General features: G+C 63.8%; 23 protein-coding genes. 14 read left to right on the top strand and 9 right to left on the bottom strand.

Annotated elements, in window-relative coordinates:
• The first annotated feature begins 230 nt into the window (after positions 1–230).
• Entirely contained in the window at positions 231–1,118 is an 888-nt protein-coding gene (gene rhtA / locus ACNFG0_RS07580; protein ID WP_416764382.1) for a threonine/homoserine exporter RhtA, read from the top strand.
• 190 nt (positions 1,119–1,308) lie between these two features.
• A complete protein-coding gene (locus tag ACNFG0_RS07575; RefSeq protein ID WP_196146725.1) occupies positions 1,309–1,590 on the top strand; it encodes a hypothetical protein in 282 nt (93 codons plus the stop codon).
• A gap of 56 nt (positions 1,591–1,646) precedes the next feature.
• Here ACNFG0_RS07575 and ACNFG0_RS07570 read toward each other — a convergent pair whose 3' ends face one another.
• Complete coding sequence (locus ACNFG0_RS07570; RefSeq protein ID WP_416764381.1) at positions 1,647–3,455, bottom strand: aminopeptidase P family protein; 1,809 nt, start codon at positions 3,453–3,455, stop codon at positions 1,647–1,649.
• A gap of 213 nt (positions 3,456–3,668) precedes the next feature.
• Between ACNFG0_RS07570 and ACNFG0_RS07565 the strand changes: the two genes are divergently transcribed.
• Both ACNFG0_RS07565 and ACNFG0_RS07560 read left to right on the top strand, forming a co-directional pair.
• On the top strand, positions 3,669–4,781 hold the full coding sequence (locus ACNFG0_RS07565; protein WP_196146727.1) for a DUF3182 family protein: 1,113 nt from the start codon (positions 3,669–3,671) through the stop codon (positions 4,779–4,781).
• Positions 4,765–5,535, top strand: coding sequence for an alpha/beta fold hydrolase (locus ACNFG0_RS07560; RefSeq protein WP_196166708.1), 771 nt, complete (start codon positions 4,765–4,767; stop codon positions 5,533–5,535). Before ACNFG0_RS07565 ends, ACNFG0_RS07560 begins: the two co-directional genes overlap by 17 nt.
• Here ACNFG0_RS07560 and ACNFG0_RS07555 read toward each other — a convergent pair.
• Positions 5,514–5,894, bottom strand: coding sequence for an antibiotic biosynthesis monooxygenase (locus ACNFG0_RS07555; protein WP_196146729.1), 381 nt, complete (start codon positions 5,892–5,894; stop codon positions 5,514–5,516). The genes ACNFG0_RS07560 and ACNFG0_RS07555 overlap by 22 nt on opposite strands.
• An 87-nt stretch (positions 5,895–5,981) precedes the next feature.
• On the opposite strand from ACNFG0_RS07555, the gene soxR reads away from it, so the two are divergent.
• The gene (gene soxR, locus ACNFG0_RS07550; RefSeq protein WP_196146730.1) at positions 5,982–6,491 is read left to right on the top strand and encodes a redox-sensitive transcriptional activator SoxR; all 510 of its coding nucleotides are present in this window, start codon (positions 5,982–5,984) and stop codon (positions 6,489–6,491) included.
• On the opposite strand, the gene ACNFG0_RS07545 is transcribed toward soxR, so the two are convergent.
• A complete protein-coding gene (locus ACNFG0_RS07545) occupies positions 6,482–7,465 on the bottom strand; it encodes a GlxA family transcriptional regulator (protein WP_196146731.1) in 984 nt (327 codons plus the stop codon). The genes soxR and ACNFG0_RS07545 overlap by 10 nt on opposite strands.
• 82 nt (positions 7,466–7,547) lie before the next feature.
• Between ACNFG0_RS07545 and ACNFG0_RS07540 the strand changes: the two genes are divergently transcribed.
• Positions 7,548–8,105 carry a cysteine hydrolase family protein gene (locus ACNFG0_RS07540; RefSeq protein ID WP_196155564.1) on the top strand — a complete coding sequence of 186 codons (558 nt, stop codon included), beginning with the start codon at positions 7,548–7,550 and terminating at the stop codon, positions 8,103–8,105.
• A gap of 5 nt (positions 8,106–8,110) precedes the next feature.
• Here ACNFG0_RS07540 and ACNFG0_RS07535 read toward each other — a convergent pair whose 3' ends face one another.
• A complete protein-coding gene (locus ACNFG0_RS07535; protein ID WP_416764380.1) occupies positions 8,111–8,674 on the bottom strand; it encodes a helix-turn-helix domain-containing protein in 564 nt (187 codons plus the stop codon).
• An 83-nt stretch (positions 8,675–8,757) separates the two neighbouring features.
• Here ACNFG0_RS07535 and ACNFG0_RS07530 point away from each other — a divergent pair, with 83 nt between their 5' ends.
• From ACNFG0_RS07530 to ACNFG0_RS07500, 7 genes are all read left to right on the top strand, one after another.
• Entirely contained in the window at positions 8,758–9,705 is a 948-nt protein-coding gene (locus tag ACNFG0_RS07530; protein WP_196146734.1) for a DMT family transporter, read from the top strand.
• 150 nt (positions 9,706–9,855) lie between these two features.
• Positions 9,856–12,771, top strand: coding sequence for a monovalent cation/H+ antiporter subunit A (locus ACNFG0_RS07525; protein ID WP_416764379.1), 2,916 nt, complete (start codon positions 9,856–9,858; stop codon positions 12,769–12,771).
• Positions 12,771–13,115, top strand: a complete 345-nt coding sequence (locus tag ACNFG0_RS07520; protein ID WP_084854729.1) for a Na+/H+ antiporter subunit C — start codon at positions 12,771–12,773, stop codon at positions 13,113–13,115. Before ACNFG0_RS07525 ends, ACNFG0_RS07520 begins: the two co-directional genes overlap by 1 nt.
• On the top strand, positions 13,112–14,791 hold the full coding sequence (locus ACNFG0_RS07515; RefSeq protein WP_416764378.1) for a monovalent cation/H+ antiporter subunit D: 1,680 nt from the start codon (positions 13,112–13,114) through the stop codon (positions 14,789–14,791). The genes ACNFG0_RS07520 and ACNFG0_RS07515 overlap by 4 nt, the downstream gene beginning before the upstream one ends.
• Positions 14,788–15,276: a Na+/H+ antiporter subunit E gene (locus ACNFG0_RS07510; RefSeq protein ID WP_196146737.1), complete on the top strand. Its 489-nt coding sequence runs from the start codon at positions 14,788–14,790 to the stop codon at positions 15,274–15,276. The genes ACNFG0_RS07515 and ACNFG0_RS07510 overlap by 4 nt, the downstream gene beginning before the upstream one ends.
• Positions 15,273–15,551 carry a K+/H+ antiporter subunit F gene (locus ACNFG0_RS07505; RefSeq protein WP_084854726.1) on the top strand — a complete coding sequence of 93 codons (279 nt, stop codon included), beginning with the start codon at positions 15,273–15,275 and terminating at the stop codon, positions 15,549–15,551. The genes ACNFG0_RS07510 and ACNFG0_RS07505 overlap by 4 nt, the downstream gene beginning before the upstream one ends.
• The gene (locus ACNFG0_RS07500; RefSeq protein ID WP_196146738.1) at positions 15,548–15,913 is read left to right on the top strand and encodes a Na+/H+ antiporter subunit G; all 366 of its coding nucleotides are present in this window, start codon (positions 15,548–15,550) and stop codon (positions 15,911–15,913) included. The genes ACNFG0_RS07505 and ACNFG0_RS07500 overlap by 4 nt, the downstream gene beginning before the upstream one ends.
• Before the next feature lie 36 nt (positions 15,914–15,949).
• On the opposite strand, the gene ACNFG0_RS07495 is transcribed toward ACNFG0_RS07500, so the two are convergent.
• From ACNFG0_RS07495 to ACNFG0_RS07485, 3 genes are all read right to left on the bottom strand, one after another.
• Positions 15,950–16,156 carry a hypothetical protein gene (locus ACNFG0_RS07495; RefSeq protein WP_196155561.1) on the bottom strand — a complete coding sequence of 69 codons (207 nt, stop codon included), beginning with the start codon at positions 16,154–16,156 and terminating at the stop codon, positions 15,950–15,952.
• On the bottom strand, positions 16,153–16,623 hold the full coding sequence (locus ACNFG0_RS07490) for a hypothetical protein (protein ID WP_196146740.1): 471 nt from the start codon (positions 16,621–16,623) through the stop codon (positions 16,153–16,155). Before ACNFG0_RS07490 ends, ACNFG0_RS07495 begins: the two co-directional genes overlap by 4 nt.
• A 446-nt stretch (positions 16,624–17,069) precedes the next feature.
• Positions 17,070–17,474: a TraR/DksA family transcriptional regulator gene (locus ACNFG0_RS07485; protein ID WP_196146741.1), complete on the bottom strand. Its 405-nt coding sequence runs from the start codon at positions 17,472–17,474 to the stop codon at positions 17,070–17,072.
• 330 nt (positions 17,475–17,804) lie between these two features.
• Here ACNFG0_RS07485 and ACNFG0_RS07480 point away from each other — a divergent pair, with 330 nt between their 5' ends.
• The gene (locus tag ACNFG0_RS07480) at positions 17,805–22,340 is read left to right on the top strand and encodes a hypothetical protein (protein ID WP_416764377.1); all 4,536 of its coding nucleotides are present in this window, start codon (positions 17,805–17,807) and stop codon (positions 22,338–22,340) included.
• Positions 22,341–22,374: 34 nt separating this feature from the next.
• On the opposite strand, the gene ACNFG0_RS07475 is transcribed toward ACNFG0_RS07480, so the two are convergent.
• Both ACNFG0_RS07475 and ACNFG0_RS07470 read right to left on the bottom strand, forming a co-directional pair.
• Complete coding sequence (locus ACNFG0_RS07475; protein ID WP_196155558.1) at positions 22,375–23,148, bottom strand: enoyl-CoA hydratase; 774 nt, start codon at positions 23,146–23,148, stop codon at positions 22,375–22,377.
• 13 nt (positions 23,149–23,161) lie between these two features.
• A complete protein-coding gene (locus ACNFG0_RS07470; protein ID WP_196146744.1) occupies positions 23,162–24,289 on the bottom strand; it encodes an acyl-CoA dehydrogenase in 1,128 nt (375 codons plus the stop codon).
• Positions 24,290–24,291: the final 2 nt, after the last annotated feature.

The following is a 24,291-nucleotide window of genomic DNA, read 5'->3' as shown; positions in this document are numbered from 1 at the left end:
TGAGACCGAAGCCTTCCGATACTACCTGAACCGTTCAACTCATTGAATCTCAAGGAGTTTTGCGTTTCGACTGCGTCGGAAGTGGGGCGCATTATAGGCCCCTGAAACGGCACGTCAACCGTTATTTTCAAAAAACATTACCAAACCGCTCTTGCCGGCGACCAGGCCCATTGCGCACTATAGTGCTCAGCCGTATTACATTACCTCTTAATAAGGATCACCCTCCTGCAATGAACAACCAGCCTCGCAGCCTGGCCGCTACGCTGTTCCCGATCGGCCTGCTGCTGATCGCCATGGCCTCGATCCAGTCAGGGGCCTCCCTGGCCAAGAGCCTGTTTCCCGCTGTCGGTGCTCAAGGCACCACGGCCCTTCGCCTGGTATTCGCCAGCATCATCATGTTGCTATTGCTGCGCCCGTGGCGTGCGCGGATGAGTGCCGCCACGCTTCGCAGCGTCGTCATCTATGGTCTGGCACTGGGCGGTATGAACCTGCTCTTCTATATGTCCGTACGTACCGTCCCGCTGGGTATCGCCGTGGCACTGGAATTCACCGGGCCACTGGCCGTCGCGATCCTGGCCTCGCGCCGGGTAGTGGATTTCCTCTGGATCGGCCTGGCCATGATCGGGTTACTGCTGCTGATTCCCGTCGGCCATTCCGGGCAGGCCATCGACCTGGTTGGAGCAGCCTATGCACTGGGGGCCGGGGTGTGCTGGGCACTGTATATCCTTTATGGCCAACGCGCCGGTGCCGAACATGGCATCCAGACAGCTGCTCTCGGCGTGCTGGTGGCGGCGCTGTTCGTCGCACCTATCGGCATCGCACATGCCGGCAGCGCATTGCTCGCACCGGCCCTGATTCCGGTGGCCCTGGGCGTTGCGGTGCTCTCCACCGCCCTCCCCTACAGCCTGGAGATGATCGCCCTGACCCGCATGCCTGCCCGTACCTTCGGCACCCTGATGAGCATCGAGCCGGTATTCGCCGCGCTTTCAGGATTGCTGTTCCTGGGGGAAATCCTGTCCCTTTCCCAGTGGCTCGCCATTCTGGCGATCATCACGGCTTCCGTCGGTGCGACCTTGTCCATGCGTAAGGAAACACCGACAGCTGTAGTGGCGGACTGACATGAGAAATATTTTCATTCGTTCAGACATTTCCCATTGTCCCTCCAAGCTAGGCTGATTAAGCTGTCATAAAAATTTGATCTTTACGCTATCTACTGTACAAGACAGGGACGTTGGGGTAATTCCAGGAAGAAAAGAGCGATAACGACGGGGCCAGGCATGCTGGTCGGCCCTGCATTTAAGGACAGGAATGAAACGTATTTTGCTCATCCTGGCCATCTTGGCCATTGCTGGATGCGCCGCCACCGCCAAGACCGAGGTGAAGCGGGGGAAGAAGGGGCTGCATATCAATTGCTCTGGCCTCTCCTCTTCTTGGGAGAAGTGTTACAGCAAGGCAGCCACGTCCTGCGGCAACCGCGGTTACAAGGTCATCGCCCGTTCCGGGGATGCGGACGAAGAGCCGGGTGACTACCTGTTTGGCATCAACCCGGCTGGCTACACCAGCCGCAGCATGATCGTCCTGTGCAAGTGACATGAAAAAGGGCAGCCAAACGGCTGCCCTTTTTTCGTTGGCGCATACCTGCCAGGTCAGACCGGCGCCGCTCGGGCCTGCAGCCAGGCCAGCGCCTCACCTTGGAGCAAAGGCGCCAGCCGCTTACGCACGGTTGCGTGATAGGCATTGAGCCATTGCACCTCCTCCTGCCCCAATAGCTCGAGCAACAGGCAGCGCGTATCGATCGGACAAAGGGTCAGGGTTTCGAACGCCAGGAAATCGCCAAAAGCGCTCTTGCCTACTTCCCGGTTGACTACCAGGTTCTCGATGCGCACGCCCCAGGCTCCCGGCCTGTAGGTACCCGGCTCGATCGAGCTGATCATGCCCGCCTGCATCGCGGTCTGCGGCAGCGTTGCAGCCTGGTAGGCAATGACTTGGGGGCCTTCGTGGACATTCATGAAGTAGCCCACGCCATGACCCGTGCCATGGCCATAGTCGACCTGATCCGCCCAGATCGGCGCACGGGCGATGGCGTCGAGCAAGGGCGAAAGAATGCCTCGCGGGAATTTGGCGCGCGACAACGCGATCATGCCTTTGAGCACCCGCGTGCAGTCCTGACGTTGCTCGAGGCTCGGCGTGCCGATCGGTACCATCCGCGTGATATCGGTGGTGCCGCCCAGGTATTGGCCACCCGAGTCGATCAGTAGCAAGCCATCGCCTTCGATCACTGCATGGGATTGTTCGGTCGCCCGATAGTGCGGCATGGCACCATTGGCATTGAACGCCGCGATGGTAGAAAAGCTCAGCGACACGAAATCCGGCCGACGCGCCCGCGCCGCGGTCAACCGCTCGTCGATGGTCAGTTCGGTGATGGTTTCCTTGCCCAGGTTCGCCTCGAACCAGGCGAAGAATTCGCACAACGCGGCGCCGTCCTGCTCCATGACCTGGCGGATATGTACCAGGTCGTGCTCACTCTTACGCGATTTGCTCAACGTGGTGGGGTTGACGCCTTCGACCAATTGCACGCGCTCATCCAACTGCCCGAGCAAGCCGCAGGTAACGCGGGTCGGGTCCACCAGCAGGCGGCTGCCCGGTGCGATCGCGCCCAAGGCCTGGCCTACCTCGGCATAATCGCGAACCTCGATGCCATCTGCCGCCAACACTTGCCGTAGATGCTCATCGACTTTATCCAACCCAACGAACAGGGTCGCCTGTTCCTGCCCGATCAGTGCGAAGGAAACGAACACCGGGTTGTAGGAGACGTCGCTGCCTCGCAGGTTGAATAGCCAAGCGATGTCATCGAGGGTGGCGAGGAAGTGACAGTCAGCGCCTCGCTCACCCAGCGTGCGACGCAACTCGGCCAGCTTCTGCGCACGGTTGACGCTGGCATAGGGAGGCAGGTGCTGGTAGATGGCCTTGCCCGGCAGAGCCGGCCGGCCATCCCACACCTTGCCCAGCACGTCCAGGTCGGTGCGCAGGCACGCGTCCTTTGCCCTGAGGCGCTCCTCCAATTGCCGGGCGGACGCCAGCGCCATGACCGCGCCATCGACGGCAACCGTACCCTGGGGCTTGATGTGCTCGCCCAACCACTCCAGCACTCCAGGCTGCCCAGGGAGCAGCTTCATCAGTTCGATACCACTGCCGGCGAGTTCCTGCTGAGCTTGCTCCCAATAACGGCTGTCGGCCCAGAGCCCGGCAAAGCCCGCCGTTACCACCAGGGTGCCCACCGATCCATGGAAGCCGGACAACCATTGACGCCCCTGCCAGTGGCCCGGCAGGTATTCGGACAAGTGAGGATCGGCCGAGGGCACCAGAAGGGCATCCAGCCCCTCGCTGACCATCACCTCGCGCACACGCGCCAGGCGTGCCGGCACGCTTTGCTGAATCGGGGACTGACTGTTCATGCGCACTCCTGCGGATACACCTTCGACTATTCCAGGGCGCTGATAATGGATCAGCCAGCCAAGGGCCGCAATCGCGACAAGGTACGCAATGTTTCCAGAATAACGAACGAGGATGCGCAACGGGCTGAGCCCATGCCACCGATCAACTGCGCTGAACTTTAGCCAGGCAAGCGGCTTCAGACACCATACATACCCAGCAGACAGCCATCGCCCATGCCCCGACCCCGTGACCCGAAAACCGCCGTCGTACTGCTCGATACTCGCGAGCACACGCCCGACCACGAGCACGCCGTCCACCTCAAGCTCGCTGACTACCTGGCGCGCCTGCTCGGCATCGGCAGGGCCGCGCCCGACCAGCCGCCTGTCAGCGACGATCGCTACTACTACCTGCCGACCGAAACCCTGGTCGACCCGCAGCGCTACCGGCCTCTAGGGATCGTGGACGAGCACGACCTGTTCGGCGGCCTGGTCACGCACCCCTTCATGGCCACCAAGGCGATCTCCCATCCTCTGCCAACCGGTGCGAGCTTTCCCCCTGGCTGGACCGATGCGTTCGCCTGCGACGCCCGCGAGGCCCTGCTGCGCGGCTACACGGTGTTCAGCAAGGCCGATGCCCGGCAGGCGGCGGCCCTGCTCCTGCGCGAGGGCCCGATCCGGGTCAAGCCAGTGCTGGCTTGCGCGGGTCGTGGGCAGCAGGTGGTCGAGCACGCCGGGGACTTGGAGCCGCTGCTGGCACAGATGGATGATGCGACGCTGGGGCTCGTCGGGCTCGTGCTGGAAGAGAACCTGGACGAGGTCGAGACCTACAGCGTCGGCCAGGCCTGCGTCGGCGACCTGGTGTGCAGCTATTACGGTACCCAGCGCCTGACCCATGACCACCAGGGTACCGAGGTCTATGGCGGCTCCGACCTGGTGGTGGTACGTGGCGGCTACCCGTCGCTGCTGCAGCTGCCGCTTGAAGACCACCTGCGCCTGGCGATCAACCAGGCCATGACCTATGAACGCGCCGCGCAACGGCACTTCCCTGGCTTCATCGCCTCCCGCCGCAACTATGACATCGCCCGTGGCCGGGACCACCGGCAGCGCCTGCGCAGCGGTGTGCTTGAGCAATCCTGGCGCCTGGGCGGAGCCAGCAGCGCCGAGATCCTGGCCCTGCAGGCCTTCGCCGACGACCCGGCCCTGCACCGAGTGCATGCCTCGAGCCATGAAGTCTTCGGCCTTCCCGAACTGCCTGCCGACGCCACACTTTTCTACCAGGGAAACGACAGTGAACTCGGACAATTCAGCAAGTATGCACGGATTCGCCACCATGACCATTCAGAGTGAATCAGTCGAGCTGCAGGTCGAGGACGACCGCATCGCCGGCACCGTGGTCAGCCCTGGCAGCAAGATGCCAGGCATCCTCTTCGTCCACGGTTGGGGCGGCAGCCAGCAACGCGACCTGGCCCGGGCGCGCAACATTACCGGGCTTGGCTGTGTGTGCATGACCTTCGACCTGCGCGGCCACGAGAAGACCGAAAGCCAGCGCCTGACCGTCACCCGCAGGCAGAACTTGGACGACGTATTGGCCGCCTACGACCAACTGGCCAACCACCCTGCCGTGGACGCGGGGGCCATTGCCGTGATCGGCAGCAGCTATGGCGGCTACCTGGCGACCCTGCTGACGACCCAGCGCCCCGTCAAGTGGCTGGCCTTGCGGGTGCCGGCATTGTATTGGGACGATGACTGGGAAACGCCCAAGCAGGCCTTGGATCGGCAACGCCTGAACAGCTATCGCCAGCGCATCCTGGGCCCTGCCGACAATCGCGCCCTGGCCGCCTGTGCCGAGTTTGGCGGTGACGTGCTGCTGGTCGAGTCCGAAAAGGACGACTACGTGCCGCACAACACATTGATGAGCTATCGCTCAGCGTTCGTCGCGGCCCACTCGCTGACCCACCGTATCGTTGACGGCGCCGACCATGCCCTTTCCAGCGAGGAATGCCAGAAAGCCTACAGCGCCATGCTCGCGTCCTGGATCGAAGAGATGGTCATCGGCGCACGCCTGGACCGCTATCCGCATTACGCGCCCTGGTATGCCTGAGGCTCGCCCATCTGGCACTGCAACCCGCCGTCGGCGCCGCGTACAAGGCTGCGCAAGGCCTGGTAGGCGGCGAAGTTGACGCCCCGCGCCTGATGCTGGCACAGCAGGTCGAGAAACGGCTCCTCCACGAAACAGTCTGCCGCCGCTGCCCATGCCTGACGCGATTGCCATTGCAGATACTGCAACACCCGACTGCCATCGTCGCTGGCCTGGATACTGACCGCCAGCAGCCCCTCGCAACGCATCGCCAACGCTTCGCTGCGCATCACCAAGGCCTCGGCCAGCGCCTGCTGCCGGGTCGCTGGCACTTCGTATTCGATCATTTGGGTGAACCATAGGGTGTTGGCCTGGGCCGCCATGGACTGTCTCCTTGCTCCGGGCGCTTGCAGCGCGATGGCTAGGAGGGTAAAACCTCGAGTTAAGTCAAGGTCAAGGAATTTCTTCCCATGCCAAGTAAAACGCCCTCTTGCGAAGAAAAGCTGCTGAGCGTCGGCCAGCTGGCCGCACGCAGCGGCGTGGCCGTCACGGCGCTGCATTTTTATGAAACCAAGGGGCTGATCCATAGCCTGCGCAATGCCGGCAACCAACGCCGCTACTCCAGGGCCACGCTGCGCCGCGTGGCAGTGATCAAGATGGCCCAGCGCCTGGGCATCGCCTTGGCCGACATCGCCCAGGCCCTGGACACCCTGCCCAAGGATCACACGCCCAATGCCGAAGATTGGGGCCGGCTATCGGCGCGCTGGCGTGACGATCTGAGCCGGCGGATCGACGAACTGACCATGCTGCGCGACCAATTGGACGGCTGCATCGGCTGCGGTTGCCTGTCGTTGAAAGAATGCCCACTGCGCAATCATCACGACCGCCTGGCCGAGGAAGGCCCCGGGCCGCACCCACCCGCCCATCAGGCGTCCGTGGCCTGCCCCGCGATCAAAGGCCAAACGCAATGTCAGGATTGAGCGATGAAGCGCCGCCGATAATCGCTGGGGGTCGAGCCGACGATGCGCTGGAACACCTTGCGAAACGCGCCCGGATCCTGATAGCCCACGCCCCACGCGATCTGATCGACGCTGCGCCGGGTGAACTCCAGCAACCGGCACGCCCGCACCACGCGCACCTGCTGGCAATACTCGGTCGGCCGCAGGCCCGTGGCCGCGCGGAAGCGGCGCAGGAAAGTGCGCGGCTCCAGGCCCGCACACAGCGCCATGCTCGCTAGGTCTGCCTCTTGTGCACCACTGCCCTGTAGCCAGTGCTGGACCTTGAGCACTGCTTCGTCGCCATGGTCCAGCCGCGGGCTGAAACGCGCCCCCGGCAGAGGGCTGGCCAGCGGCTCCACAGCCAGGTAACGGGCGGTTTCCCGAGCCAGGGTCGCACCAAGGAAACGCTCCAGCAAGCGCAAGCCAAGTTCGGTCCAGGCCATCAGCCCGGCAGATGTCAGGATGTCGCCATCATCGAGCAGCGGCTGGTTGGCCTCCACCCGCACCTTTGGGAAGCGCTCGCCCAGTGCCTGCGCATAGTTCCAATGGGTACTCGCCGCTCGCCCATCGAGCAGACCGCTGGCGGCGATGAAGAACACCCCGATGCACACCGAAGCGAGCACAGTGCCCTGCCCATGCCATTGGCAAAGTGCAGTACGGTGGCGCTCGAGCAGCGCGGGAGCCGGTGCCGATTCCAGGCTCGGCGGGATCACCAGGGCACGCAGCGCATGGCGAGGTTGCGCCAGGCTGTCATGGATGACCATCAGCTGCCCATCGTCGTCGACCTGCCAATGGCTGACACGCAAGCATGGCAAGTTGCCTTCGCCGAGCTCGGCGGCGACCCGGTTGGCCACCGCGAACAAGTCCGTCAGGCCATGCACGGCGGCGCCTTGCGCCCCCGGGTAGACCAATACGCCGATTTCCAGGGTACCGGGGCTGTCAGTTTTTGCCGTCATTGTGTCGATCGCGCCAATCCCAAGGAACTTCGCCCAAGCCTATAACTATCCTCAACCAACCACTACTGCCACAGGAGGCAGCATGAGCAAGCAGGCCCTGATCATCATCGACATCCAGAACGACTACTTCCCCGGCGGCAAGTGGACCCTCGACGGTGCCGACAGCGCCGCCGACAACGCGGCCCGCCTGCTGGACGCGGCCCGCAGCCGAGGGGACTTGGTGGTGCACGTGCGCCATGAATTCGACAGTGCCGACGCGCCATTCTTCACGCCAGGCTCTGACGGTGCGCAGATCCATTCCAAGGTGGCACCGGCCAACGACGAAGCCGTGGTGACCAAGCACCAGGTCAATGCTTTTCGCGACACCAACCTCAAGGCCTTGCTCGACCAGCATGGCGTTCAGGTCCTGACCATCGTCGGCAGCATGAGCCACATGTGCATCGACGCGGCCACCCGCGCGGCGGCCGACCATGGCTATCAAGTGGCAGTGGCTCACGATGCCTGCGCGACCCTGCCCCTGGACTTCGCCGGCATGCAGGTACCCGCAGCGCAGGTCCAGGCGGCCTCCATGGCGGCACTGGCCTTCGCCTATGCCCGGGTCGAGAGCACCGAGCAACTGCTCGCCGAATACCGCCGCTAACGCGCCTAGATCACCACGTTGCGCACGAACCGCGTGGGCTCGCTGGCATCGTTGCGGTACACGTACTGGCAGTTGCTGGGAAATACGTGGAAGTCGCCCGTCTGCAAGTGCAGCTCACGCCCCTCGATGACCAGTGTCAGGCAGCCGGCAGCCACATAGATCTGCTCGCTCCAACCCTCGGCGTCGGCTTCGCTGGCGTACGCCTCGCCCGGTGCCAAGGTCCACTCCCAGAGCTCGACCTCACGCCGGGCTGGGCTGCTGCCCAGCAGGACGGCCTTGCTCTCGATATGCTCGCCGGCCCAGGCCAGTTCGTTTATGCGGCTGGGGTCACGTCGGTCGGGGGCCTGGATGAGCGTGCTGAACGCCACACCCAAGGCTTCGGCGATCAGGTCGAGGGTGGTAAGGCTGACATTCTTTTCGCCCGCCTCGATGGCCACCAACATTCGCCGACTGACCCCGGAGCGCTCGGCCAGGGCCGTCTGGCTCAGCCCGGCGCCGTTGCGCAGCTGGCGAACGTTCTGGCTGACATGTTGCAGCACCGACGCCCGGTGCGAAGAATTTTTGTGCACTATATTGCTCACAGGTAGGAGTTGCGCAGTATACTGCCCACTTTGCGGCGATTGTGCGCCGCCCCTGCCGAGTAAGCAAGCCCATGAGCCAGCCCAGCCAGCACACCCAACCCGCCGCCTTGCGCCTGAGCAAGGCGGAACTGGTGCTGGTGTTCATCACCATGCTCTGGGGCGGCACCTTCCTGCTGGTGCACAATGTCATGACCGTCAGCGGCCCGATGTTCTTCGTCGGCCTGCGCTTTGCCGCGGCCGCCTTGTTCGTTGGCCTGGTCTCAGCCCGCTCGCTGCCGGGGCTGACCTTCACGGAATTAAAGGCCGGCATGCTCATCGGCGTGTCGATCATGCTCGGCTACGGCTTGCAGACCATGGGCCTGCAGACCATCAGCAGCAGCCAATCAGCCTTCATCACGGCCCTCTATGTGCCCTTCGTGCCGCTGTTGCAATGGCTGGTGCTCGGGCGTCGCCCCGGCCTGATGCCGAGCCTCGGCATCTGTCTGGCGTTCGTCGGGCTGGTGCTGCTGGCCGGCCCGAACGGCGGCACCTTGCATTTCAGCGAAGGCGAACTGATCACCCTGGTCAGCGCCGTGGCCATCGCTGGGGAAATCATCCTGATCAGTCGCTATGCCGGCCAGGTCGATGTGCGCCGGGTCACCGTGGTTCAACTGGCAACCGCCTCGGCCCTGGCCTTCCTGATGATCGTGCCGACCCAGGAGGCCCTGCCGGATTTCTCCTGGCTGCTGCTTTGCAGCGCCCTCGGCTTGGGGGCGATGAGCGCGGTGATCCAGGTAGCGATGAACTGGGCGCAGAAATCCGTTTCGCCCACCCGAGCGACCCTCATCTATGCCGGCGAGCCGGTCTGGGCGGGCGTCGTAGGCCGCATCGCCGGCGAACGCCTGCCAGGCGTGGCGCTGCTCGGAGGCCTGCTGATCGTGATCGCCGTGGTGGTCAGCGAACTGAAGATCCGCCGCGCCAGCCAGGCCCCGACAGTGCCGCAAAGCGAAGGCCAGCAGGAACGCGAACCGGGCCTGTGAAGTGCCGGACAGCAGCTATGCTTTGAAAAAAACTGTTATAAAAAAACAGCTTGTCACGCCGCATTTATAGGATTGTGCAGCCGCTTGCGTGTTGGTGATCAACCGTGCGGCACGTATGATCTTTGCCAAACTCCTCCAGATTAGAACGCTATGTCCTTGATAGTGCTATTGCTTCTGCCGTTCGTGGGCAGTTGCCTGGCAGCTGTGCTGCCACACAACGCACGTAACACAGAGTCCATTCTTGCCGGGCTCGTGGCCCTGGCTGGCACCATCCAGGTCGCATTGATGTACCCGCAAGTCGCCCATGGCGGCGTGATTCGCGAGGAATTCCTGTGGCTGCCGAGCCTGGGGCTGAACCTGGTGCTGCGCATGGACGGCTTCGCCTGGCTGTTCTCCCTGCTGGTGCTGGGCATCGGCACCCTGGTGTCGCTGTACGCACGCTACTACATGTCGCCCCAGGACCCAGTGCCGCGCTTCTTCGCATTCTTCCTGGCCTTCATGGGTGCCATGCTCGGGGTGGTGATCTCAGGCAACCTGATCCAGCTGGTGTTCTTCTGGGAACTGACCAGCCTGTTCTCCTTCCTGCTGATCGGCTATTGGCACCATCGCAGCGATGCACGACGCGGTGCCTACATGGCACTGATGGTTACCGGCGCAGGCGGTCTGTGCATGCTGGTGGGCATGCTGCTGCTCGGCCATGTGGTCGGCAGCTACGACCTGGACAAGGTCCTGGCTGCCGGCCAACTGATTCGCGAGCATGCGCTGTACCCGGTGCTGCTGCCCTTGATCCTGATCGGTGCACTGAGCAAGAGCGCGCAGTTCCCCTTCCAGTTCTGGCTGCCCCACGCCATGGCGGCCCCCACCCCGGTTTCGGCGTACCTGCACTCGGCCACCATGGTGAAAGCCGGCGTGTTCCTGCTGGCACGGCTGTGGCCAGTGCTCTCGGGCAGCGAAGAATGGTTCTGGATCGTCGGCGGCGCCGGCGCCCTGACCTTGCTGCTGGGCGCCTTCGCGGCGATGTTCCAGAACGACCTCAAGGGCCTGCTGGCCTATTCGACCATCAGCCACCTCGGCCTGATCACCCTTCTGCTGGGCCTGAACAGCCCGCTCGCGGCCGTAGCGGCCGTGTTCCATATCCTCAACCATGCCACCTTCAAGGCCTCGCTGTTCATGGCTGCGGGCATCATCGACCATGAAAGCGGCACCCGCGACATTCGCCGCCTGAGCGGTTTGTTCCGGCTGATCCCCTTCACTGCCACGTTGGCCATGGTGGCCAGCGCCTCGATGGCTGGCGTGCCCTTGATGAACGGCTTCCTCTCCAAGGAAATGTTCTTCGCCGAAACGGTGTTCATCTCGTCCACTGCCTGGGTCGAGACCGTGTTGCCGGTGATCGCCACCCTGGCCGGCACCTTCAGCGTGGCCTATGCGCTGCGCTTCACCGTCGATGTCTTCTTCGGCCCCACTGCCCAGGACCTGCCGCACACACCCCACGAACCACCCCGTTGGATGCGCGCTCCCGTGGAGCTGCTGGTGCTGACCTGCCTGGTGGTGGGTATCTTCCCGGCACAGTCGGTCGGCCCGCTGCTGGCCGCCGCCGCACTGCCCGTGGTGGGCGGCACCCTGCCTGAATACAGCCTGGCCATCTGGCACGGCTGGAACGCCCCGCTGATCATGAGCCTGATCGCCATGAGCGGCGGTATCGTGCTCTACCTGCTGCTGCGTGAGCAACTGCGCCGCGGCCGCTTCCCGCACCCACCGCTGATCGAGCGATTCAACGGCAAGCGCCTGTTCGAACGCGGCCTCGTACACTTGATGCTGCTGGCCCGGCGCATCGAGCGGCTGTTGACCACCCGGCGCCTGCAGAAGCAGTTGTTCATGCTCACCCTGGCCGCGTTCGTCGCCGGCCTGATGCCCATGCTCTACAGCGGCTTGAGCTGGGGTGACCGGCCGAAAATCCCAGGTTCGGGAGTGTTCGTCGCGCTCTGGCTGATCGCCATCGCCTGCGCCATCGGTGCGGCCTGGCAGGCCAAGTATCACCGTCTGGCGGCCTTGATCATGGTCAGTGTGTGCGGCTTGATGACCTGCATCACGTTCGTCTGGTTCTCGGCACCGGACCTGGCCCTGACCCAGCTCGCGGTCGAGGTGGTGACCACGGTGCTGATCCTGCTCGGCCTGCGCTGGCTGCCGCGGCGGATCGAAGGCGTCTCGCCCTTGGCAGGCACCCAGGAACGCGCACGCCTGCGGCGTCTGCGCGACCTGTTGCTGGCCGTGCTGGTCGGCGGCGGCATGGCCCTGCTCTCCTACGCCATGCTGACCCGGCCGACACCCAACGACATATCGTCCTTCTACCTGAGCCGGGCACTGCCCCAGGGCGGCGGCACCAATGTGGTCAACGTCATGCTGGTGGATTTCCGCGGCTTCGATACCCTGGGCGAGATCACCGTGCTGGTGGCCGTATCCCTGACCGTGTTCGCCCTGCTGCGGCGCTTCCGCCCACCGAAGGAAAGCATGCAGCTGCCTGCCCAGCAGCGCCAGCTGGCGCCGGACGTGGTCACCGACCTGATCAACCCGCGCCACGCCACCGACACCGCCCTGGGCTTCATGATGGTGCCTGCGGCCCTGGTGCGCTTGTTGCTGCCGATCGCCCTGCTGGTGTCGATGTACCTGTTCATGCGCGGCCACAACCAGCCTGGCGGCGGCTTCGTCGCCGGGTTGGTGATGTCGGTGGCGTTCATCCTCCAGTACATGGTCGCCGGTACCCAGTGGGTCGAGGCGCAGATGAGCCTGCGCCCGTTGCGCTGGATGGGCACCGGCCTGCTCTGCGCCACCCTGACCGGTGCCGGGGCGATGGCCCTGGGCTATCCGTTCCTGACCACCCACACTGCCCACCTGCACCTGCCGGTACTCGGTGACCTGCACGTGGCCAGCGCGCTGTTCTTCGACATCGGCGTCTACACCGTCGTGGTCGGCTCCACGCTGTTGATCCTCACTGCCCTGGCGCACCAGTCGGTACGCGCCTATCGCCCGGGCACCCCGTCCAAATCCAGCCAAGCAGGAGCCGCCTGATGGAAGAAGTCATTGCCGTGGCCATCGGCGTCCTGGCCGCCTCCGGGGTCTGGCTGATCCTGCGTCCGCGAACCTACCAGGTGATCATGGGCCTGTGCCTGTTGTCCTACGGCGTCAACCTGTTCATCTTCAGCATGGGCAGCCTGTTCATCGGCAAGGAACCGATCATCAAGGACGGCGTGCCCCAAGACCTGCTCAACTACACCGACCCATTGCCCCAAGCCCTGGTGCTCACCGCCATCGTCATCAGCTTCGCCATGACTGCGTTGTTCCTGGTGGTCTTGCTGGCCTCGCGTGGCCTGACTGGCACCGACCACGTCGACGGCCGGGAGCGTGAAGAATGAGTGGGATAAACCAACTGATCATCGCCCCGATCCTCCTGCCGCTGGTGACTGCGGCATTGATGCTGCTGCTCGGCGAGAAGCGGCGCCCGCTAAAGGGCCGTCTGAACCTGTTGTCGACCCTGGCAGGCCTGGGCATCGCCCTCGCCTTGCTCAGCTGGGTGCGCAGCCAGGGGCAGGCCGAATCCATCGGTGTCTACCTGCCGGGCAACTGGCCGGCGCCGTTCGGCATCGTCCTGGTCGTGGACCACCTGTCCGCGTTGATGCTGACCCTGACCGGCATCGTCGCGGTCAGTGCCCTGCTGTTCGCCAGGGCACGCTGGGATGGCGCCGGGGCCAGCTTCCATGCGCTGTTCCAGATCCAGCTCATGGGCCTGTACGGCGCCTTCCTCACCGCCGACCTGTTCAACCTGTTCGTGTTCTTCGAAGTGCTGCTGGCCGCTTCCTACGGCCTGCTGCTGCATGGCTCGGGGCGAGCGCGAGTCAAGGCAGGCCTGCACTACATCGCCATCAATCTGTTCGCCTCGTCGCTGTTCTTGATCGGCGCCGCCATGCTCTATGGGGTGACCGGTACCCTGAACATGGCCGACCTGGCCTTGAAGATCCCCCTGGTACCCGAGGCCGACCGTGGCCTGCTGCACGCAGGCGCTGCGATCCTGGCCATGGCATTCCTGGTCAAGGCCGGCATCTGGCCGCTGAACTTCTGGCTGGTGCCGGCCTATGCCTCGGCCAGCGCCCCGGTGGCGGCGTTGTTCGCCATCATGACCAAGGTCGGCCTGTATGCCGTGTTGCGCCTGTGGACCTTGCTGTTTTCCGGCCAGGCCGGCGCCTCGGCGCATTTCGGCGGGCAGTGGCTGGTCTATGGCGGGCTGGCGACCCTGGCGGTCGCCGCAGTGTCGATCCTGGCCGCGCAGCGCCTGGAGCGCCTGGCCGCGCTGAGCATTCTGGTATCGGCCGGCACACTGCTGGGGGCTGTCGGTTTTGGCCAGCCGATCCTGACCGGTAGTGCATTGTTCTACCTGGTGAGCTCGACCCTGGCCCTGTGCGCGCTGTTCCTGCTCGCCGAGCTGGTCGAGCGCTCGCGTTCGGCCAACGAAGCGCCGCTGGACGACGAGGAAGACGCTATTCCACCGCCGCTGGAGTCACTGCATCCGCCCAAGGGCATCAACCTGGACGACGAGCAAAAGGCCGTGATCGGCCAGATCATTCCCTGGACCATGGCCTTCCTGGGCCTGAGCTTCATCGCCTGCGCCCTGTTGATCATCGGCATGCCGCCTTTGTCGGGCTTCATCGGCAAGCTGAGCCTGATCAGTGCGCTGTTCAACCCTCAGGGCCTGGGCACGCCGACCGACCAGCCCCTGTCCGCCACCGCCTGGGGCCTGGTGGCCCTGTTGATCCTCTCCGGCATGGCCTCACTGATCGCCTTCGGCCGAGTTGGCATCCAGCGTTTCTGGAAACCCGAGGAGCGCCCCTCGCCTTTGCTGCGCCGCTATGAATGCCTGCCCATCGTCCTGCTGCTGGGCCTGTGCATTCTGCTCAGCATCCAGGCCGAGCCGTTGCTGCGCTATACCCAGGACACCGCGGCCAGCCTGCAGGCCCCCGATACTTATATCGAGGCCGTGATGACGACCCGGCCGCTGCCTGGCCCAACCACGCTCGATGTGCAGGTGCAGCCATGAAACGACTGTTCCCCGCCCCGCTGCTGTCCGTGTCGCTGTTCGTCCTGTGGTTATTGCTGAACCTGTCGGTCAGCCCAGGCAACCTGCTGCTCGCGGCGATCCTGGCCATCCTGGCCCCCTTGCTGATGGCCCCGCTGCGGCCCCAGCACGCCCATGTGCGCCGACCCTGGGTGATCGCCCGGCTGATCGGTCGAGTGGGCCTCGATGTCATTCATTCCAACCTGTTGGTGGCGCGCAGTGTTCTTCTGGCCAGCAGGCGCCCTCCGCGCTCGGCCTTCGTGCATATTCCTTTGGCCCTGCGCGACGCCCATGGCCTGGCGGCGCTGTCGATGATCACCACAGTGGTACCCGGCACGGTCTGGTCGGAGCTGGCGCTGGACCGCAGCGTCCTGCTGCTGCACGTGTTCGACCTGGAGGACGAAGCGGCTTTCATCGAGCACTTCAAGCACACCTATGAACGCCCGCTGATGGAGATTTTCGAATGACCGGCCTGCTCGCCAATGCCATCCTCGCCAGCCTGTTCATCTTCGCCACCGCCATGGCCCTGGCGCTGGTCAGGCTGTTTCGCGGCCCCAGCGCCCAGGACCGGGTCCTGGCGCTGGACTACCTGTACATCCTGGGCATGCTGATGATGCTGGTGCTGGGCATCCGCTACGCCAGCGACACCTACTTCGAAGGTGCCCTGCTGATCGCCCTGTTCGGCTTCGTCGGCTCGTTCGCCCTGGCCAAGTTCCTGCTGCGCGGCGAGGTGATCGAATGAACGAAACCCTGGAGTTGCCATTCTGGCTGGAACTGATCACCGCACTGCTGTTGCTTGGCGGCAGCCTGTTCGCCCTGATCGGCGCCCTGGGCCTGCTGCGCCTGAACGACTACTTCCAGCGCATGCACCCGCCTGCCTTGGCCTCGACCCTTGGCGCCTGGTGCGTCTGCCTGGCTTCGATCCTGTACTTCTCCTGGGTCAAGCAAGGCCCGGTGCTGCACGCCTGGCTGATTCCGGTCCTGCTGTCCATTACCGTGCCGGTGACTACGCTGCTGCTGGCCCGGGCTGCATTGTTCCGTAAACGCATGTCCGGAGAACCGGTGCCTGAAGAGGTGAGCAGCGGGCGTGACCACGGCAATTGAGCCAGGCCACCAAAGCGGCAGGGACAACGATTTGCCTCACCCCTGGGTCAGGCGCTGCAGTTCCCGCCGCACCATGGCGGCGAACTCGGGCGGGCTGAGCTGGTACAACTCACCTGCCACCCAAGCCAACCAGCCGGCTCCCAACGCCTCGCGCATGGCCAGCAAACGCTCGGCCTGCGCCACGGCCTGAGCCTGGTGCTGGTGGTGGAAATGCGCTCTACCGGTGGGCGCGTCGTCGCTCATTCGCTGGCCTTGAAGGTGGTCAGCTCGCCCTTGCGCCATTTGGCGACCTTGCCGGTCACCGCCTTGAGCAGCTTGCCCAGGCCTTCCTGTACCTGTTGCTGGGCAGCGAACACCAGCATCACGCCATGCCCCTCGCGAAACACGATGCCTTCACCCTCGGGCACCGAGACGAAGGCGTAGTCGCCAACGCCATAGACGTTCAGCTTGATGTCGCGAAAGCGCAGCTCCAGCTTGCCACCCTCACGGCTAGGCAATACAGCCGCGCGAAAATGGTCGCCGACTTTCAATTCCAGGTGCTGTTTGTTATCGACGACCAAGGCATCGTCGGTGTCGATCTCGGCCATGTACAGGCCATCGGGGTTCTGCTCGGTGACATAGACGAAACGCCCTTGAAACAGCTTGGCCAACTTGGCCCGCAAATCGCCCAGGGCGAACAACGCGTGGGTATCCAGAGTACTGACTGCCAATGAAGAATTCCTCGAACCGGTTACAGGCACCCCCAGCCCAATACACAGGGGTGCGATCATTTCAAGTCGATGTCTGAAAGACTAATAAAGCGATGCGCGAAACGTCTGTACAGGCAGGCGATGCGGCAGGCAGGAATTATTACTCTAGCTTGCCAGCCAAGACCTCAAGACGGCTTTTCGGCAGTACTCCCTACAGGGAACGTAATGTCTGACAACAAAATTGCAGGAAAAGATGCAACAGATAGCGCCGGCCCTCGGCAGAACGGGCCCCGATATCCATCAGCACATTACAGGGGAAGAATATGCACGAAAACACTGAAATCCGTCGAGAGGGCCGGCGCATTTCTTCGGCCCTTTCGCGACGCTAGTGTAGTGTTTCAGCCGCAAACCAAGTAACGCAAAAAGCCCCAGGGATCGCTCCATGGGGCTTCTCGAACGCGTGGCGATCAGATCTGGCGCTGGTGGCGGTCGAGCTGCTCGTGACGCTCCTGGGCTTCGATGCAGTACTTGGTGGTCGGGCTGATCAACAGACGCTGCAGGCCGATCGGTTCGCCGCTGTCATCGCACCAGCCGAAGCTTTCGTCAGCGATACGGCCCAGGGCCATTTCCAGCTGGGGCAGCAGACGCTGGTCACGCTCGATGGCGTTGACCAGCCAGTGGCGCTCCTCCTCCACCGACGCGACGTCAGCCGGATCCGACGGGGTATCCAGGCTTTCGATGGTGTTGCGGCTCAGCTCGATGCGCTCGTGGGTTTCGACTTTCATCGCCTGCAGCAGCTCGGTGAAGAATGCCAGCTGTTCGGCGTTCATGTAGTCATCGGCCGACATGGCCAGCAACTGTTCCTTGGTCATCGATTTCTCTATGAAAATATGTGCATTTGGGCGATTCGGGAGCCACCGACGCCTACGCGTGGGCAGCAGAATTCTTCAAGCGCCAACCGGCACTTTTTTACAGGGGGCGGCAGTCTAAGGCGGCAAGCCGTGCGGGGCAACACCATTGATCCGCGAATTTGAGCGAAATACACCGGGCTATGCCTGCGGGCCGGCCGCCAACGCGTCGAACCGGCTCGCCGCTGCGCATCTGCAAGGCCTGCGTATCATCTGGCCTGGCAATAGTCGGCTACCGCTCCTTTGCCCAGTAAGACAGGCTTGCTAGGGGGCCGTTCATTTGTGGAGCCGTCCATGAGCAAGCTTTCCCAACGCCCCCAGAGGCCATACCTCGAATGTGAAGTGGCCATCCGCTTCGACTCACGCCCCGGCCTGTTCGACGTCGCCGCCCAGGTCCTCACCGAGCAGTGGATGACCCGAGGCCTGGCAGACCATGTGGACCCTGGCACTCTGTTTCTGGTCAGCCTGGGCCCAGGCGCCGCGCCGCCCTGCATCCGCCCTCTGAGCCAGGTGCTGGTAGAACGCTTCTGCCTGCGCCGCACCCTGAACCTGACACCCGATGAAGACTACCTCACGCCCGTCCAGGCGCATGACCCCAGCAAGGCGTTGACGCTAGACCTGCACCCCTTGGAGGTCATGATCAACGAATGCGGCCCGTTCATGTTGGAGGCCTACCAGCAGGCAATCGTCGATTTCTGGGGTTCTGTCGATCAAAAAGGCCAGACACCCTGGCAATGGTACAGCGACTATTTGCAGGAACAGTTCACCACGGCGCTGAGCGACACGGCACTACCACCCAAGGCCCGGGATGCAGCCCAATGGCTGCAAGCGCATCCCGTTCCTGGCATACGCGCCAGCCACGATCCTTCCCGCGTTGAGGTCAACAACCTGCGAATGGACATGATCATCGACTGGCAACTGGACCCGGAGCTGTCCAGCGCCCTGCTGATCGAGCAGACAGGTATTGCCCCGGGTCAGAACGTGACACTGCTCTACACGCCCACCGGCCTGTTGAAGCCCTTCGCCTCGCGCACCGCGCTACTGGCCCATGCTGCAAGGCCATGGCCGTCATTGCCAGGCGCAGCCGGTCCGATTGTGCACCTGGCAGCGCCAACCTTGCCGTACTTCCAGAGCCAGGCCTTGGGTCTTCTCGACCAGCAGTTGCACGCTTCGCAAGCCGCCGTATGGAAAGAGGGCAGCCCACAGCAGGCGAAGGACCTGATGATCGCGCTGGATCGCCTGACGTCGATGTTCGGCTTGTGCAGCCTTGGCAAGTCCTCGCTTTACCAACATCTGACAGCCCGCCTGCCCAGCTGGCTGAAGATGGCTTCGCCTGCCGAGCTCATACAGTACAGCACCCTGATCACTGAAGTCGCCCAGGCCTACCATGATGCCAAGTACACCTCCTGGCTCGATGGCGTGCCCGATGCCCAGACATTCGCCACCCAGCGGCTCGCAGCGCGGATCTCGGCGGACCACCCCGACGCCAACCTGGACCTGGCCTCGATCAGGGTCGTCAACGCGCAAGCGACCGTCGCCGTCCTGCCTGACCAGGAAACCATCGTCACGGACAACACGCTGCACACCGAGACCTTCACCCTGCCGCAACTGGCGATCAGCAACCTGGGGTTGCTGCGCCCAGGCAAGGTGACACTTCAGATGCTCAACGGGACCCAGATACCCCCATGGTTCGATGAGCACTACCTGCGCCGCCTGATCACCGAAGCAGACGTCGCCCAGCACTACCCGGCCATGCTGCGTACCACCTTGCTCGACGCCCCTGCGCAGCGACAGCACCGTGAATTCTTGCTACGCCAGCAACTGCATCGGCAACTCCCCGCCCTCGCCATGGCGTTGCACCTGGAGGGCAAACCCATCGACCTGGACATCAGTGCAGGCATTGGCGAGCTGTTCGACGATGCGCCGGATCGCGACACCCTATGGCAGCTGCGCGCCTTCGGGCTGCTCAGGACCTTGGACGCCAGGCCCGACCTTCCATTGAACACCTGGCTCATCGAAGCGCCGCGTGCCCGTAGCAAGCCTTGCCTGCTGTATCGCCCGCTGCATTCCGAGCCTTTGCTGGCCTTCAGCGACAGGCAGGCACTACTCGATGCGATCAGCAGTCCAGGCGCTTTGCAAGATGATCTGCTCGAGCGCTTGCCCGAGGAAGATCGCAAGGTCTATGCCTACGGTGGCTTCCTCGAGCCTCACCTGTTCTACCCGCTGGAAGACGATTGGGCGGTGCCATTCGGCAAGCCTTCGCCGGCGACACTGGCGACGACGCCTGCCCTGTCCGACCCTGCCCACGCCATTTACCAAGGTTGTATCGACGAGACCATCAGCCATTTCCAGGCCCATGCCCGCACCAGCGCCCAGGCCCGCTGGGATCGCTGGAAGTCCTTGGGTTGGCTGTTGCTCAATACCGCCTTGCCGTTCGTGCCCGAACCGCTCGCCGTACCGGTCTGGGCGATCCAGCTGGAAAGCGCTTTTCTCGAGCTGGTGGGTGGCCAACAGTCTCGTAGTCCGGGTGAACGCATAGCGGCCTTGGTGGAGTTCTTGCTCAACCTGGCGCTGCTGCTGTTGAACCATGCCTACCGGGGCATCGAACTGCAGCGCCAGGAAACCCCGAATCACGTCGGCCCGCCCCCCGACCTGCCAAGCGAATCGCTGCTGCCCACGCTGACGAACGCATCGCCTCGACAGATCCTCGACTTCTCCTGGGCCAACGCGACACGCACGCTCGATACATCCCAGCAGCAGGCCCTCGGTGCGCTTCGCGCGCAGATCCCGCTCGGTTCGCTGGGCGAGCCTATCCCTAGCGGCCCCTTGCAAGGGTTGTACTTGTACCAGGACAGGACCTGGGCTGCGTTGAACGGCACGGTCTACCAGGTCGAATACGACGCCGGGCGACAACGCCCGCGCATCGTCGACAGCAAGGACGAACTGAGCAAAGGCCCCTGGCTGCGACAGGATGAGGCAGGCCGCTGGCGCCTGGACCTTGGCTTGCACCTGCGTGGTGGCATGCCGTTGCACAAGCGGATCGAAACATTGCGGGCCGACAACAAGCAGGCACTGACAGCATTGGAAAACCAGATCAGGGATGACGTGACCTATCAGAAAAGCCAACGTGAATACCTCGACAAAGCCGCGCGACTGGCTCACAGGCAGGCGCCTGAAAGCATCCTGCGCAACTACCTCGCCAAGCTCGAGGACTTTTCTACGTTCTGGCAACAACACCTGGAGCGCCTGAACCGGTTCAATACGCTCAAACCCCTCCCCCAGTACAAGGTCAAGCGCGCCTACGCCCTGTCCCAGCGCCTTCGTTACGAAATGCAGATCCACCAGACACTGTCCTGGCTCCATGCCCCTATCAGGGAACAGGTCGATGCGATGGTCGCCCAGCAACAGCAAGGTTACGACCTGACCGAGACGGATGTGCAGAGCCTGGGCCAGCGCATCGATACGTTGCTGCCTGTGCTGGACAAGCTGCTGCTCAACAGCCAGACCCTGCTCGATGGCAGGGAGCAACTGGAGCGTCTGGCCAGCCTCTCGCAGCCGCAGATACTGGCGTACCTCAGAGATGCCCTGGTCGGCTGGGAGTTACTCAAAAGCCCGCTGACATGGCGCTGGGCGCGCATCGAGGCCGGTTTCAACCGCCTCACGCTGCTCGAGCGGCTCGACGAGGAAAGCCAATATTGGATCGAGCGTGGTGGTCACAGCATCGACCTGGCGTTTGTCCAACGCCAGCAACTGGCCGAGCTTGGCGAAGGCAAGGACGAAGTGGCCAGTCGCCTGGTCGCCAGCATCGACCGCCACCTCGGGGCGGCCCGCCGGCAAATGGACAACCTGCAATCACGCTTGGGCCCAGGCAGCAGTGCACAGGCTACCCTCGAGCGCCTGCAACAGGACCTGGATACCAGCTCGCAAGAGGTGCAGGCGCAGCTCGACACCTATGCTCAGATTCCTGCGCAGAACACTGTCGGCCAATTACGCAAGCAAGTCCCCGGCCTGATCGAGACCCAGGAAGGCGACGTACTGCTGGGCACTGTACATCCGGATGACGACACGGTCGTCGATGTGCCGGTGACCCCTCGCAGCACCAGCACCCGCAGCTACAGGCTGCAGGACGATCGCTGGGTCGAGATCAAGCCAGCAGCGCCCGCACGTCCCGCTCTCCCGCACAAACTCAAGCATCTGCTCAAGGACAGCCAAGCGCGCCTACGCGCCGCGCGCCAGGAACTGCAGCGCCTGGAGGAAAAGACGTTCAGCCAGTACCTTCCGGTCGAGCTCGAAGAACTGCTGCACGGCCAGCGCGGCCACCTGCGCACGTTGCGCGCTGCAATCGAGCAGCAGCTGACCCGCGACAACCAGACCGACGAACTCAGTGGCGACCGCGATGCGGCGCGGACCATCAAGGACCTGGAGGACCTGGACGCGCTGCTGACTGCCAAGGCGACCGAACTGCGTACCCGGGCAGCCCTGGAGCAAAAGCCACGTATGGCCGAGCTGCGGTTTCTTATCGCCCAGGGCACGGTGACGATCCGCGTCGAGCACCCACGCACCGAGCTCGCCCGGGTCAAGGGCAAGCCGGCGGACTACCTGGACGACTACGGGATCTACCATGGCGACGACCTGCTGTGGGTAGCGCATTTTCACTACCGATCGGCCGATGCCGACAAACGTGCGTTTGTCGCAGGGCACCTCAAGACGGCCAGCCAACGGTACGCCCAGGGTGCGAAATTCACCCACCCGGATACCGGTCAAACGGAAGATGTGCTGCGCAACCCGATCTCGGTGGCCGATGCCCAGCAGTACTTCTTCAGCCTCTGAAACAACCGGGGCGCCCAAGGCGCCCCGACTTCACTCAACGGTCCTTGAACTGCGCCTCGCGCTTGGCGATGAAAGCGGCCATGCCCTCTTTCTGGTCCTCGGTGGCGAAGGCCGCGTGGAACACCCGGCGCTCGAAGCGCACGCCTTCGCTCAAGGTCACCTCGAAGGCGCGGTTGACGCTTTCCTTGACCATCATGCTCACCGGGATCGACTTGCCGGCGATGGTCGCGGCCACCTTGAGCGCTTCCTCCAGCAACTCGGCCTGTGGCACCACGCGGGCCACCAGGCCGGCGCGCTCGGCTTCCTCGGCGCCCATCAGGCGGCCGGTCAGGCACAGCTCCATGGCCTTGGCCTTGCCCACTGCACGGGTCAGGCGCTGGGTGCCGCCCATGCCCGGCAGCACGCCGAGGTTGATTTCCGGCTGGCCAAACTTGGCGTTGTCGGCGGCCAGGATGAAGTCGCACATCATCGCCAGCTCGCAGCCCCCACCCAGGGCAAAGCCCGACACCGCGGCAATGATCGGCTTGCGACGGTTGGCGATGCGGTCGGCATCGCTGAACAGGTCCTCGACGTAGATCTGCGGGTACTTGAGCTCGGCCATTTCCTTGATGTCGGCACCCGCGGCGAAGGCCTTGGCGGAGCCGGTGAGCACCACGCAGCCGATGTTCGGGTCACGCTCGAGCTGGTCCAGGGCCTGGTTGATCTCGCCGACGATCTGTGCGTTCAGGGCGTTGAGCGCCTGCGGGCGGTTGAGGGTGATCAAGCCGACCTTGCCGTGGATGTCCAACAGGATGGTTTCGAATGCCATGCAGACTGCTCCTTCAAAGATTGCGCGCAATGACCATGCGCTGAATGTCGCTGGTGCCTTCGTAGATCTGGCAGACCCGAACGTCGCGGTAGATCCGCTCCAGCGGGAAGTCGCTCAGATAGCCATATCCGCCGAGCGTCTGCAAGGCATCCGAACAGACCTTTTCGGCCATTTCCGAGGCGAAAAGCTTCGCCATGGAGGCCTCCACCAATGCCGGGCGCCCGGCATCGCGCAGGGCCGCAGCATGCAGCACCATCTGCCGGGCCACGGCAATGCGCGTGGCCATGTCGGCCAGGCGGAAGGCCACCGCCTGGTGCTCGATCAGGGGCTTGCCGAAGCTCTGGCGCTCATTGGCGTAGTCCCGTGCCACCTCGAACGCCGCACGAGCCATGCCCACCGACTGGGCGGCGATGCCGATACGCCCGCCTTCCAGGTTGGCCAGGGCGATCTTGTAGCCCTCGCCCTCCTCGCCCAGGCGGTTGGCCACCGGCACCCGCACATTGTCGAACACGATCTGGCAGGTGTCGGAAGCGTGCTGACCGAGTTTGTCCTCGACCCGTGCCACCTGGTAGCCGGGCGAATCGGTCGGCACGATCAAGGCCGTGATGCCGCGCTTGCCAGCCTGCGGGTCGGTGACGGCGAAGACGATCACCACCCCGGCATTCTGCCCGGAGGTGATGAACTGTTTGCTGCCGTTGAGCACGTAGTGGTCGCCCTCGAGGCGCGCCCGGGTCTTCAGGCTGCTGGCGTCGGAACCGGCCTGGGGCTCGGTCAGGGCGAACGCCCCAAGCATCTGGCCGCTGGCCAGCGGCGCAAGGAATTGCGCCTTCTGCTGTTCGTTGCCAAAGCGCAGGATCGGCACGCAACCCACCGAGTTGTGCACGCTCATGATGGTCGAGCACGCACCGTCCCCGGCGGCGATTTCCTCCAGAGCCATGGCGTATGCCACATAGCCCGTGTCGCTGCCACCCCACTGCTCCGGCACCAGCATGCCGAACAGGCCAAGGCCGGCCATCTCCTCGATGGCCTCACGGGGGAAGCGATGCGCCTTGTCCCATTGCTCGGCGAAGGGCTTGAGGCGCTCTTGGGCGAAGCCGCGGACCGCGTCGGCGATCTGTTGTTGTTCGTCAGTTACCAGCATGG

It is taken from the genome of Pseudomonas sp. NY15372 (genome assembly GCF_048068215.1).
Taxonomy (GTDB): domain Bacteria; phylum Pseudomonadota; class Gammaproteobacteria; order Pseudomonadales; family Pseudomonadaceae; genus Aquipseudomonas; species Aquipseudomonas guariconensis_A.
Note: the sequence above shows the minus strand (reverse complement) of the source record. Positions and strands in the feature narration are given on the sequence as shown.